Below are 11,833 nucleotides of genomic sequence, written 5' to 3'. Positions count from 1 at the left end.
AACGAACGCGGCGGCCGCCGGCGAATCCGCGGCATCGCCCGATCCGTTCGTCGCGCGCGTCACGGCCTGGCTCGACGTTCACCTGCACGAAGAAACCGTCGACATGGAATCGCTCGCCGCGGCCGTCCATGTCTCGCGCGCGACGCTGTATCGCCGCTACGCCGCGGCGTCGGGCGAAAGCCCGGCCGCAGCGCTGCAGCGCCTGCGCCTGGATCGCGCGCGCGTGCTGCTCGATGCGGGCGAAGGCACCGTCTCCGAAATCGCGCACGCGGTCGGCTTCCGCAGCCTGTCCGCGTTCTCGCACGCGTGGCGCAAGCGTCACGGCGGCGCACCGACGCGCCGCACGCGCACGCGCGCCGGCGACGAAGCGGAACGCAGCGACGGCTGAGCGCCGCGCTGCACCGTCACTTCACCTTGCGCTCGGCCATGTACCAGTCGTCGACGATCAGGCCGTTCTGCACGCGATAGATCGACAGCCCCTCGTTCACCGCGCCGTCCTTCTGCGTCGCGCGGTCGTGGCTGACCACGAACTCGCCGACCGCGAATCCGTCCAGCGCTTCGATCCGCGCGGGCCGCTCCGCAAACATCGTGCGGAACACGCGCTCGCGGCTGGCCGCATCGACGATGCTCTTCGACGGCCCGCCGCCGAGCACGTCCGGCGCGTTGCGAAAGTGGAAATTGCGCGCTTCCGGCGAAAACAGCGCAAGGAACGCATCGGCATCGCTGCGGTCGGCCGCGGCATTGAAGCGGCGGATGACGTCCTGCGCGGCCTGGCCCGAATCCTCGGTCGCGTTCTCGACGCGCGCGACGTGCCAGATCGCCTCGATCAGTCCGTTGCGCACGCGGAACGCCGTGAGCTGGCGCGTGACGGCGGTTTCATTCGGAAGGCGGAACTCCACCTGCGCGAGCACGAGATCGCCGAGCGACACCATCGCGCGCACGTCGTGACGTCCCTGCGGCCCCTGCTTGAAGGTCTCGCCGAAGAAATCGCGCACTTGTTCATAGGTGCCGATCTTGTCCGACTGCGGACCGGCGAGCGCATGCGGGTCGGTCGGCCGCTTGTAGATGCGCAGCGACGGCGACAGCACGGCGAGCAGCGCATCGACATCGGCCGCGTTGAGCGCGGCCGAATCCTTGAGCACGACGGCTTCCTCGGCGTTGTCGGCGGTGGCTTCGACGGCGAACGCGGGCGACGCGAACAGCAACAGGAACGGCAGGGCGAACAGGCGCATGGACGGACTCCGGTGGGGCTAGCGAGTGACGACGACCACGGCTGCCACGGCCATCAGCACCGCGCTGCCGCGGTTGATGCGGCGCAGCGCGGCCGGGGAACGGAAGGTGTCGCGCAGGCGCGCGGCGAGCAGCGCATAGGCGAACAGCACGCCGCCGACGACGACGGCGACGAGCGCGGCGAGCGTCGATACATCGCGCGCCGACACCGCGTCGAGGCTGACGATGCCGGGCAGCAGCGCGAGGTAGAACAGCATCGTTTTCGGATTGCCGAGTGCGAGCCCGAGGCCCGCGAGCAGTGCGCGCGACGGTGCGCGGCCGGCCTCCGCGGCCGCGACGGGCTCCGCACGCCACAGCGTCGCGGCGAGAAAGAGCAGATACGCCGCACCCGCATAGCGGACCGCATCGAACAGCGCCGCGTGACCGTCCGCGAGCGCGGCCACGCCGAACACGGCGCAGAGCAGCCAGAACAGATCGCCGGCGATCAGTCCGATGCACAGCAGCGGCGCCGCGCCGAAGCCGCGCGCGAGTACGCGCGAGACGACGGCGGCCGTGCTCGGCCCCGGCGTCGCCACGGCAGCCGCGAGCGTCGTCGCGAACAGCAGACCCGCCGCGGCATTCATGGCTGGCCGCCTTGCCCTAGGGACACTTGTGGCAGATAGTCGGCCGCAGTCGGGAGTCGTTGCGCGGTAGTGGCGGAGAAGCGTTGCATGGCCGCGATGCTAGGCAGCGGCCCCGCGGCGCCACAATGCGAAAAACGGCTCCGATAGATAAGGAAAACTTATGGCACTGTCGCTGCCGTCGCTGTCCGCCATCCGCGCCTTCGAAGCCGCCGCGCGCCTGCGCAGCTTCACGCGCGCCGCCGACGAACTGCACATGACCCAGGCCGCCGTGAGCTATCAGATCAAGCAGCTCGAACAGCGCCTGGGTTTCAGCCTGTTCGAGCGCCAGCCGCGGCAGGTCGTGCTGACCGCGGCCGGCCAGCGCCTCGCGCCCGTCGTCATCGACGCGTTCAAGCAACTGCAGTCCGCGTTCGCCCAGGCCGTCGACCGCGCCGAAACCGAACTCGCGATCACCGCACTGCCGACGATCGCGGCGACCTGGCTCGTCCCGCGGCTTGGCGCGTTCCAGCTCGCGCACCCGAAACTCGCCGTGCGCCTGGACACCGGCGTGCCGCTGGTCGATCTCGCGAACAGCGACTTCGACGTCGGCATCCGCATCGGCGCGGGCCAGTGGCCCGGCCTGCACGCCGACTTCCTGCTGCCGAACCTGTTCACGCCGCTGTGCAGTCCCGCGCTGCGCATCCAACTGCGCACGCCGCGCGACCTGCTCGGGCTGCCGCGCTTCGGCCGCGAACGCTGGTGGCGCGCGTGGTTCGCGCTGGCCGGGTTGCCCGATGCCGATCTCGGCGCAAGGCCCGGCGTCGAACTCGACATCGAGCAGCACGCCGTCACCGCGGCCATCGCGGGACACGGCGTGGCGATCAGCTCGCCGGTGTTGTTCGCGCCGGATCTGGCTGCGGGACGGCTGTTGCAGCCCTTCGACACGGTCGGTCGCGACGACCGCGACTACTGGCTCGCGTATCCGGCCGCGCGGCAGGGCAGTGCGAAGATCCGGGCGTTTCGTGAGTGGTTGTTGGAGCAGGCTGCGGTGGGTGGTGGCGAGATCCAGCCGCGTGGGAAGCGCGACGGCGCGAGAGCGATATGAGGCCGCCGCACTCGAGAATGATGGCCCGGCCCCACTTTCCCGCTACGGATATCCAGCACGTCGCCGCGACAGAGGGGAAGCCGCGACTTGCCATTCCTGTGTCGCGCCGGCGTCGCCCCGACGGGCGCCGTGCGCCCGCGTTCCCCGACCCGCAGGAGAATGCCGTGACCTATCCGATTGCCCAGAACCAGACCGGCCCCTTGCCGCTGAAAATCCCGTTCGACGTGCCGATCAGCGGCGACGTGACCATCGCGTTCTCCGGTACCTGCTGGAGCAAATTCGCCGGCGCCATCTGCGGCGTCAGCGTCTACCTCGACGGCAACAAGCTCGGCGACGTGCCGCTCTTCTTCAACGCCGTGACGCAGCACATGACCCTGCCGACACAGTTCTTCGCGACCACGCTCGATTTCGGCCAGCACACCATCATGCTGACCGCGCTGACGGACGGGACGCAGAGCGACAAAAACGACTTTTACTCATTGTGGATCGTTGACTGATCTCGCGCGCAGGGTGGGGCGGCCCTCGCGCGGATCCACCCTGTCGCTTCCTCATTGCCGGCATTCGCGTCGCCGAACCTTCCTGCGCGGAGCCCCTGTCTCGCCATCGCGAGGCCGGCGGAACCGGCTGTGGTCTCGTCGCTGCACGCTCTGTCGCGCGGCGGCACGATCGTGCAAGCGCGCGTACGCTCAACCATCGGCGCTAGCCGAACAACCGACGCCACAACGACGGCGGCTCCGGACGATAGACCTCGGCCGGTATCCCGATCAGCGCAGGCCCCGAAAGCGTCGCTCCGTCAATCGAGTGTCCGGCGTGCAGCGCCTTGTTGACCGCGGCAACCAGCGAACTGCGCTGGGCAACAGCAGTGAAAACGTTGCGCGGACCCGAGTGATACATGTCCGTGCCGAGTCGAAGTGAATCCTTGAACACCGGCTCGGCGTCCAGTGCGAACTCCACCCACTGCCCGTGCTTCGATCTGGCGCGGAACGTCGTCGGCAGCGTGACCTTGGCCATATGGCCTATGAGTACGAGCCCGAACGCCTCCGGCAGCCAGTCGATCGCACGTCGCGCCGACATCGGATCCGGGAACAGCGCGGCGACTTTCGCCTCGATCTCGGCGTCGGTAATGCCATCGGTGCCGATGATGGCGATGACGTGTTCAAGCTGTGCGGCAGAGATGGGCTGCATGGGAAGCGAACGGATCAGGGGGAGGGCGGTTCGCGGAATGTACGCGAAAGGATTTCATCAATCGATCGCGAGTCGCGCATTGAAGGCGCGAACGGTGTGGCGAGTATCTATACGCCTCCGACGCCGTGCGTCAGCCACAATCGAGCAGCCGGAAACGCCGAGAGAAATGAACAGAGAATTCGAACCAGGTCGGCCGAAAAGCGCCGTTGCGCTATTGGTCCAGAAGCAAAAGAAGCGCCGTGCGCTTCGCCGGAGATAACTTCCGGAACAACTGGATGAGCTGCTTTTCCTTCGCCGAGAGCACGACAGTGCCGCTGGAACGATCTGAACTTTCTCCGACCAGTTCGTCGACGGAAACGCCAAGCAAATCGCGAAGTACCTTCAGCGCCGCGATACTCGGTTCGTTGTTGCCGAGCTCCCAGGCCGACACAGCAGCCTTCGTAAACCCGAGTTCGAGCGCGATCTGCTCCTGAGTGAGCCCGCTTGCTTTCCGGAATTCCTTGAGGCGACTCGCGAAGGTTTTCATCGGCCGAGTGTGCCGATCGATCCCCCGCGTGTCGCTTTCGATGCGTTGACTGTAGAAAACGTTACGTGTACCTTTGCAGCAGGAGCACGATTGCCAAGGACGGCTTCGCGCCACGAGCAAGCGACCAACAGGGAAGTCATTCCGATGAGCCGATCGACCGCGCAAGACCTCTCGAACACGGCGTATAAGCAACTCATTGCGACCGCGATTGCCGCCGTCGAAGCCCGCGCACGTAGACCCGGCACCGCGCTGTCCAGCACCGCTAAAGCGGTCGACTGGTTCCGCCTCAAGCTCGCCGACTACGAGCACGAAGTCTTCGCCGCCGCGTGGCTCGACAACCGGAATCGCCTGCTCGCCTTCGAAGAACTCTTTCGCGGCACCCTTGACGCAATCACCGTCCCCGCGCGGGAAATCGTCAAGGCCGCGCTGCGCCACAACGCCGCCGCTGTCCTGTTCGCTCACAACCACCCGTCTGGCAACGCCATCGCATCGGGCGAAGACGTCGTCCTCACCATCGAACTCGCCCGCGCGTTGGACCTCGTCAACGTCCGCGTACTCGATCACTTCGTGATCACCGCTACCGAACCGCCGCGCACCGTCTGGGCCGGCATCTCGCCGTCGATGCGTCCGTCGAACGCGGCGCCGCCACGCGACAGCAAGCGAGCAGAGGCGCTAGCGAAGAAGCGCGTCAAGGCGAGCAAGAAAACCCCTAAAAAACGAGCACGCGAAGACGCGCCGCTGCGACCGGGTCTACGTACGTCGTCGGGTTGGCGTTGAATGCCACATACGGATTGAACGTGATGGGGCGCTCGGGGACACCGGGCGCGGAGTCTTCGCTGATGAATGCGCCAAGGTCAGGGTCGTAGTAGCACGCGGCGACGTAATACAGGCCGATCTCTTCGTCGAAGTAGTGACCCGTGTGCCGAATGGGCGTGTTTTCCGTGCCGTCGTGGCCTATCTGATTGCCCCATGCGTCGTAGCGGAAGCGCGCTACGACGGCGCCCTGCAGATCGACCAGCGCCGTCGGCGTGCCCAAGGCATTGGTGACGAAGTGGCGAATGTGATTGTTACGCTTGAGGGAAAGCATGCGACCGTCAGCAGCACGCGAATAGCGAACAAGCGTGTTGCCGATGACGTTGGTTTCGGATTCCAGCCAAGGGCCGTCGTACTGGTAGCGCACCAGTATTGCCGCTGGGCCGAAGGTTTCCTTCTCCGCACGCAAGCCGTTCCAGTGATAGCGATAGCGCACGATCAGCACGTCGTTGCGCCAGACGGTGACGAGGCGGTCGCGCGCATGCCAGTCATAGCGGATCAGTACTCCAGACTGAAGACGCGTCTCGCGGTTGCCGTTCTCGTCATAGGTGAAAGCGACATCCGCTTCGGGATGCGCTGCATCCGACACCGACAGCACCTGACCGCGATCGTTGTAAGTGTAGACACTGCCCGGCGCCGGCTGCGCGTGAATGCCGGTGATGACGAAAAGCAGCAGGAAGCAAAGCAGCGCGCGCATGGCGCTCCCTGTATGCGCGGGTCGACGGCGCTCGACGACACGATCACACCGCCGAACCACCCTGGAATTTCGGATCGTCCGATGATAGCTCGTCCACAAATTACGTTGCGGCATTTTCAGCCAGTACAAATGCTTTGCTGTTTGGTTCGCGCGGCGCGACTTGCAGAGAACGGCGTCAGGTTCGGACTTGGCCCCGCTCGCGCAGCAGTCGATGCGCGAGCGCTGGTCCATCCCGCGAACTACCTTGCTACTGGCGAAGGATCGTTGCCCCTAAGTTGGCCCTATTGCCCCACAACATCGCGAACGCCGTACACCGTGCCATCCGTCGTGAACTCGATGACGGTATGACGCGCGTTACCCGTCTTGTAGATCCAGCGCTCCCCGACCTTCACGCCGTAGCCATTGACGAGGTCCGTTCGCCGTACTGGCTCGCCGCCGGCCTCGAGCACGCGGCTCATCGAATCGCCGGCACTGATGACCTTCGAGCCCAGCCGGGCCGTCGAGGTGGACGAGGCCGTGAAACCGGACGCCGACGCGATGAACGGCATCGCAATCGCCAGCGCGAGTATCAGCAGTGTCAGAATGGGTTTCATGGTCGCTCTCCGTCGGCAGTAGTGTTCGCTCGAAGAGCACTGCCGCAGGCACGGCCGACCTCTCACGTGGCAAGAGAACGGCGTCAGGTTTGCTGTGGCGACAACGGTCGCGAGGAGTGCACGCGCCGTAAGACGGCCGCCTGCCTTCCCCGATAGGTTCACGCATCCGCAACACCAACAATGCGCCGCTCCCTCACCCTCGGATCAACCACCCTCCGCCAAATTGGCGGCACCAACGCCAACACAAACATGCTGGCATAGCCCCCAGGCAACTGCGGACTGTCCTCATGGTGCCGCAACGCCTGATACCGCCTTCGCGGATTTGGATGATGATCCGCATGCCGCTGCAGCTGAAACAGCATCGCGTTGGTCAGTGTCTGCGCGGCATTCCACGAATGATGATGCGTGACGCGCTCGTAGCGTCCGCTGTCGGTCATGCGCCGCTCGAGGCCGTAGTGTTCGATGTAGTTGATGACTTCGAGTGTCACGGCGGCGACGAAGCCCTGGATCGCGAACCCGATCACGCCTCCCCAGCCCAGTGCAAAGAACGCCGCTGCACCGATCAAGACGCTCAGCGCGTACCACGCAATCAGTTCGTTGCGCCAATGCAGCGCCGGTAGATTCAGGGCGCGCAATCGCTGCGCTTCGAGCGACCACGCGTGCGCCGCGTTGCCGACGAGCGCACGCGGCAGGAAGTCGTAGACGGATTGCCCGAGTCGGGCCGACGAGGTGTCGAGCGGCGTGGATACGTGCACGTGATGGCCGCGCACGTGTTCCACTTTGAATCCGGCATAGATCACGCTGGCGAGCAGCAGGCCGCCGAGGCCGGGTTCGAGGCGGCCGGTCTTGTGGATCAGCTCGTGCGCGGTGTTGATGGCGCTGACGCCGCCGACGACGCCGAGGGAAACGATCCACATCGCTGCCGCGGCGCCGCCGAGTGGCGCGGTGGCGTAGACGTACAGCGCCCAGGCGAGGTGGCTCAGCCATATCGGCACCATGAGCCAGGTCAGCCATCGATAGTGCCGGTCGTCTTCCAGCGACGCGGCCTGCTCGGGCGCGACGTTCGCGCGGTCGGTGCCGATCAACGTGTCGGCGATCGGGACGATGACGAACAGGAACAGCAGCGGGAATGCGCTGGCCAGCGCGGCCGGGATGCCGGCGTGGATGCCGGCGGCCGCGAGCGGCAGCAGGGTGAGCGGCACGAACGCCAGTCCGTAACGCAGTCCACTCGGAATCGATCGCATCGGAAATCCTCCGATCAACTGGCCGTTGCTGTATGCGTCGGCGCGGGCGCCGTTCCTGCGTACGCCGCTGTCGCGCGACGGGGCCGAGCACACCACTCGCGGCCGTGGGCGTCAAGGCGACGCGGGGCTTGCGATCGGTGCGGCTATCCCGATCGTCGTCGGAGCGATCCGGCGACCGAGTCGCGGGTGTGCCGGCGTTTTCCTTCACCGCGCGTCCCGCCGGCCGTTCACGTTTGTGAGGGCTCGCTGTTGCGACGGATATCAGGATCGTCGCCAGGCGGTGACTGGCTCGTGTCATCAACAGTGCGAAGCCGCCGAACACCATCCGGACCGGAATTGATGTGCATTGACACGGGAATCCGCTAGCCGATGTGTAACGCCCGGAAGCGATGCGGCACCGGAACGCCGTTGGGTCTCGAACGAGGCGCGCCGCGCCTCGTTGGCAATGCTTCCGGCGGGCGACACAGGGGAAAGCAGGTCATCCGTTCGGTGCCGTTTCTTGATGGCACCGTTGATGCATTGCTGGGTCCGCTTTTTTCTCAGGGGGAAAGATCCGATGAATCGAATGCTCGCAACACTCGTCTTTGCGCTGTCGTCCGCGTTCGCGGTCGGCGCAGCCGCGCAGAGTCCGACGGAATACGACGCGACGCGATCGGCGCCGGCATCGGCCGGAAAGCCGACCGAGGCGCGGATGCGCCTGGCCGGTTCGACGACGATCGATCTGCGCACGCTGTCGGGAGGGACGCCGGTCCGCGGCAACGCGGCCAGGCCGGCCGATCCCGAGTCCCATCCGCGCGAGCTGGCCAGCGGGGCAACGGCCGGTCCCGCGAGTGCCGTGCCGGTCGTCGGCTCAGCGGCACGGGCGCCGACCATCACGTTCGAGGGTCTCGATTTCGCGACCTTCGGCTCGACCTATCCGCCGGACGCCAACGGCGACGTCGGTCCGGTCTACTACATCCAGGCGATCAACTCGTCGGTCGGCATCTTCCGCAAGTCCGACGGGTTCCGCGTCGCGGCCTTCACGCTGAACACGCTGATGAGCCAGGGCAGCTTCGGCAACCTGTGCGACACGAACAACCAGGGTGACGCCGTCGTCCTGTACGACACGTTCGAGGACCGCTGGGTCATCACGGACGTCGCCTACGCGCGCGACGGCTCGAACAACGTCATCAATCCGCCGGGCGCGTTCCAGTGCTTCGCGGTCTCGAAAACCGGCGACCCGCTGAAGGGCGGCTGGAACTTCTACTCGATCGCGGTCGCGGGTGGACTGAACGACGCGCCGAAGCTCGGCATCTGGACCGACGGCATCTACCTGTCGACCAACCTGCTGAACTATCTGTCGCCGAACGCCTTCATCGCGCCGCGCGTCTACGCGCTCAACAAGGCGCAGATGTACGCCGGTCTTCCGTCCGTGCAGATCGTTTCGTTCGATGCGCCGACGGCCGATTTCTCGCTGCTGCCGAGCAACGCGCGCCTGCAGACCGGCACGCCGCCGGCGGGTACGCCGAACTATTTCGTGTCCTCGTGGCAGTACCTCAATGCGTTGACGGTCTACAAGTTCCACGTCGACTGGAACCGCATCGGGCTGTCCACCTTCACCGGCCCCGACGTGCCGCTGGCGGCGACGAGCTGGCCGAATGCGACCGTCCCGGCGGCGCCGTCGCTCGGCGGCAACAATCTCGACGTCGTGCAGATCCGCGCGATGGCGCAGGCGCAGTACACGAACCTCGGCGGCGCCGAATCGGTCTGGGCGACGCACACGGTCCGGCGCGCCAACACGACGGGCTTCGCGGCGTCGCGCTGGTATCAGGTGAACGTCACCGGCGGCAGCGTGACTGCGAATCTGCCGCAGGCGGCGACCTGGGATCCGGACGCTGCCAACGTGATGCATCGTTTCATTCCGAGCCTGGCGATCAACCGCGCGGGCGACATGGCACTCGGCTACACCACGTCGAGCAGCACGACCAAGCCGGCGCTCAAGTATGCCGGCCGCCTGGCTTCGGATCCGATCAACACCTTCAGCCAGACCGAACAGACGCTCGTGCAGGGCGACGGCACGCAGGTCGGCACCTGCGCGGGCGTCACCTGTACGCGCTGGGGCGAATACAGCGCGATGAGCCTGGACCCGGACGGCTGCACGTTCTGGATGACCGGCGAGTATTACGCGGCCGACGGCCTCAATTACCAGACCCGCATCGGCTCGTTCTCGTATCCGTCGTGCACGACGGTCGGTGCGGGCGGCACGGTGTCGGGCACGGTGACCGCCGCGGTCGGCGGCGCGCCGCTGAGCGGCGCGACCGTCTCGCTCGGCAGCCGCACGACGACGACCGACGCATCCGGCGTCTATTCGTTCACGTCGATTCCGGCCGGCACCTATCCCGGCCTCAGCGCGAGCTTCCCGGGCTGCACGAACGGCGCGGCGAGCAACATTGTGGTCATTGACTCAAACACCACAACGCAGAATTTTGCGCTGGCTTCGGCGCCGGAAAGCGCCTGCCTGACCGACACGGCGCAGACAGATTTCCAGGCTGGGCTGCTGACGAACGTCGACCTCTCCACGACGCCAGGCGATGTCACGCTGGCCGGCGGTCCCGTTGTCGATCAGCAGAACGGCACGCTCGGCACGAGCGGCGTCGGCATCACCGTCGCGACCTGGGGCGGCCAGACGTTCACGCCGTCGGTCACCGGGCTTATCACGCGTGTCGACGTCAATCTGTTCTGCAGCGGCTGCACGGGCACGACTCCGAACCTGACGCTGAGCATCCGCGCCACCAGCGGCGGCCTGCCGACGGGTGCCGATCTCGCGACCGCAACGATCACCGGATTCAACAGCGGCGCGAGCGCGTATCACACGGCGACGCTCGCGGTGCCGATCACGCTGAACGCGGGCACGCAGTACGCGTTCGTCGTGCGTCCGACGGCGAACCCGGCGCCGGGCACTTATGCGCTGACACGCAGCGGTACATCCACGGCGGGGGCGGACGTCTATGCCGGCGGCACGCGCGTCGCGGGCGCGACGAGCGGAACGGTCTGGTCGGTTCCGCTGACCGGCGGCGTGAATACCGACAGCGGCTTCAGGGTGTACATGGATACCGGCTTCCGCGCGTCGGGCGACCTGACCTCGTCGGTCAAGGACGCGAACCCGGCACCGGGTCACATGCCGACGTGGTCGACACTGTCGTGGAACGCGACGGTACCGGCGAATACGAGCCTGCAATTCCAGGTCGCCGCGAGCAATTCCATCACGGGCCCGTTCAACTTCGTGGGCCCGGACGGCACGGCCGGAACCTACTTCACGACGAGCGGCGCTTCGCTGAGCCAGTTCGACAACAACCGCTACCTGCGCTATCGCGCGTACTTCGCGACGACCGACAGCGCGGTGTCGCCGACGCTCAACGACGTCACGGTGTGCTTCACGAATCCGTGCATCGCGCCGCCGACGCCGACGATCACGCCGGGAGGCCCGACGACGTTCTGCGCCGGCGGCAGCGTGACGCTGACGTCCTCGAGCGCCAGCGGCAATCAATGGAGCCTCAGCGGCAATCCGATCGGCGGTGCCACGTCGCAGAGTTTCATTGCGACCGCGTCGGGCAATTACACGACGACGGTGACGAACGAGTTCCAGTGCGCGAGCGCGTCGTCGTCGACCACGACGGTGACGGTCAACCCGTCGCCCTCCACGCCGACGATCACGCCGGGCGGCCCGACCACGTTCTATGCGGGCGGCAGCGTGACGCTGACTTCGTCGAGCGCGAGCGGCAATCAGTGGTATCTCGACGGCAACCCGATCGGCGGCGCGACCGGCCAGCAGTACGTCGCCGCGGCGAGCGGCAACTAC

At 66.5% G+C, this 11,833-nt stretch carries 12 protein-coding genes; 5 read left to right on the top strand and 7 right to left on the bottom strand.

The window, feature by feature from the left end; genetic code table 11:
• The coding region (locus VLF18_RS15590) for a helix-turn-helix transcriptional regulator (RefSeq protein WP_325280557.1) at positions 1-388 on the top strand (388 nt) is incomplete at its 5' end.
• A 16-nt stretch (positions 389-404) separates the two neighbouring features.
• Here the strand turns inward: VLF18_RS15590 and VLF18_RS15585 are convergent.
• Together VLF18_RS15585 and VLF18_RS15580 are read right to left on the bottom strand one after the other, a co-directional pair.
• A complete protein-coding gene (locus tag VLF18_RS15585) occupies positions 405-1,232 on the bottom strand; it encodes a nuclear transport factor 2 family protein (protein WP_325280556.1) in 828 nt (275 codons plus the stop codon).
• An 18-nt stretch (positions 1,233-1,250) separates the two neighbouring features.
• Positions 1,251-1,853: a LysE family translocator gene (locus VLF18_RS15580; RefSeq protein ID WP_325280555.1), complete on the bottom strand. Its 603-nt coding sequence runs from the start codon at positions 1,851-1,853 to the stop codon at positions 1,251-1,253.
• A 160-nt stretch (positions 1,854-2,013) separates the two neighbouring features.
• On the opposite strand from VLF18_RS15580, the gene gcvA reads away from it, so the two are divergent.
• Together gcvA and VLF18_RS15570 are read left to right on the top strand one after the other, a co-directional pair.
• Positions 2,014-2,937 carry a transcriptional regulator GcvA gene (gene gcvA / locus VLF18_RS15575; RefSeq protein WP_325280554.1) on the top strand — a complete coding sequence of 308 codons (924 nt, stop codon included), beginning with the start codon at positions 2,014-2,016 and terminating at the stop codon, positions 2,935-2,937.
• A 164-nt stretch (positions 2,938-3,101) separates the two neighbouring features.
• Positions 3,102-3,434, top strand: coding sequence for a hypothetical protein (locus VLF18_RS15570; protein WP_325280553.1), 333 nt, complete (start codon positions 3,102-3,104; stop codon positions 3,432-3,434).
• A gap of 202 nt (positions 3,435-3,636) precedes the next feature.
• Here the strand turns inward: VLF18_RS15570 and VLF18_RS15565 are convergent, their stop codons facing one another.
• Complete coding sequence (locus tag VLF18_RS15565; RefSeq protein WP_325280552.1) at positions 3,637-4,122, bottom strand: hypothetical protein; 486 nt, start codon at positions 4,120-4,122, stop codon at positions 3,637-3,639.
• A gap of 211 nt (positions 4,123-4,333) precedes the next feature.
• Complete coding sequence (locus VLF18_RS15560; protein ID WP_325280551.1) at positions 4,334-4,648, bottom strand: helix-turn-helix transcriptional regulator; 315 nt, start codon at positions 4,646-4,648, stop codon at positions 4,334-4,336.
• Positions 4,649-4,792: 144 nt separating this feature from the next.
• Between VLF18_RS15560 and VLF18_RS15555 the strand changes: the two genes are divergently transcribed.
• Positions 4,793-5,425 (top strand): JAB domain-containing protein, encoded by a 633-nt coding sequence (locus VLF18_RS15555; protein ID WP_325280550.1) that lies wholly within the window; start codon positions 4,793-4,795, stop codon positions 5,423-5,425.
• On the opposite strand, the gene VLF18_RS15550 is transcribed toward VLF18_RS15555, so the two are convergent.
• From VLF18_RS15550 to VLF18_RS15540, 3 genes are all read right to left on the bottom strand, one after another.
• Entirely contained in the window at positions 5,358-6,158 is an 801-nt protein-coding gene (locus tag VLF18_RS15550; protein ID WP_325280549.1) for an RHS repeat-associated core domain-containing protein, read from the bottom strand. The genes VLF18_RS15555 and VLF18_RS15550 overlap by 68 nt on opposite strands.
• A 281-nt stretch (positions 6,159-6,439) precedes the next feature.
• The gene (locus VLF18_RS15545; RefSeq protein ID WP_325280548.1) at positions 6,440-6,751 is read right to left on the bottom strand and encodes a DUF2845 domain-containing protein; all 312 of its coding nucleotides are present in this window, start codon (positions 6,749-6,751) and stop codon (positions 6,440-6,442) included.
• A 158-nt stretch (positions 6,752-6,909) separates the two neighbouring features.
• On the bottom strand, positions 6,910-7,995 hold the full coding sequence (locus VLF18_RS15540) for an alkane 1-monooxygenase (protein ID WP_325280547.1): 1,086 nt from the start codon (positions 7,993-7,995) through the stop codon (positions 6,910-6,912).
• Positions 7,996-8,551: 556 nt separating this feature from the next.
• Between VLF18_RS15540 and VLF18_RS15535 the strand changes: the two genes are divergently transcribed.
• Positions 8,552-11,833 (top strand): carboxypeptidase-like regulatory domain-containing protein (locus VLF18_RS15535; protein ID WP_325280546.1); only part of this gene is annotated, 3,282 nt, incomplete at its 3' end.

This window comes from Tahibacter sp., from assembly GCF_035481375.1.
In the GTDB taxonomy this organism is placed as follows: Bacteria; Pseudomonadota; Gammaproteobacteria; order Xanthomonadales; family Rhodanobacteraceae; genus Tahibacter.
The sequence above is the reverse complement of the archived record's forward strand: the minus strand, read 5'-3'. Positions and strand labels throughout refer to the sequence as shown.

Bases quoted from the DNA above. Each gene is read 5' to 3' on its own strand.
- VLF18_RS15555 (WP_325280550.1), top strand. From the start codon at position 4,793: ATGAGCCGATCGACCGCGCAAGACCTCTCGAACACGGCGTATAAGCAA.
- VLF18_RS15540 (WP_325280547.1), bottom strand. From the start codon at position 7,995: ATGCGATCGATTCCGAGTGGACTGCGTTACGGACTGGCGTTCGTGCCG.
- VLF18_RS15580 (WP_325280555.1), bottom strand. From the start codon at position 1,853: ATGAATGCCGCGGCGGGTCTGCTGTTCGCGACGACGCTCGCGGCTGCC.
- VLF18_RS15560 (WP_325280551.1), bottom strand. From the start codon at position 4,648: ATGAAAACCTTCGCGAGTCGCCTCAAGGAATTCCGGAAAGCAAGCGGG.
- VLF18_RS15585 (WP_325280556.1), bottom strand. From the start codon at position 1,232: ATGCGCCTGTTCGCCCTGCCGTTCCTGTTGCTGTTCGCGTCGCCCGCG.
- VLF18_RS15545 (WP_325280548.1), bottom strand. From the start codon at position 6,751: ATGAAACCCATTCTGACACTGCTGATACTCGCGCTGGCGATTGCGATG.
- VLF18_RS15565 (WP_325280552.1), bottom strand. From the start codon at position 4,122: ATGCAGCCCATCTCTGCCGCACAGCTTGAACACGTCATCGCCATCATC.
- VLF18_RS15550 (WP_325280549.1), bottom strand. From the start codon at position 6,158: ATGCGCGCGCTGCTTTGCTTCCTGCTGCTTTTCGTCATCACCGGCATT.
- gcvA (WP_325280554.1), top strand. From the start codon at position 2,014: ATGGCACTGTCGCTGCCGTCGCTGTCCGCCATCCGCGCCTTCGAAGCC.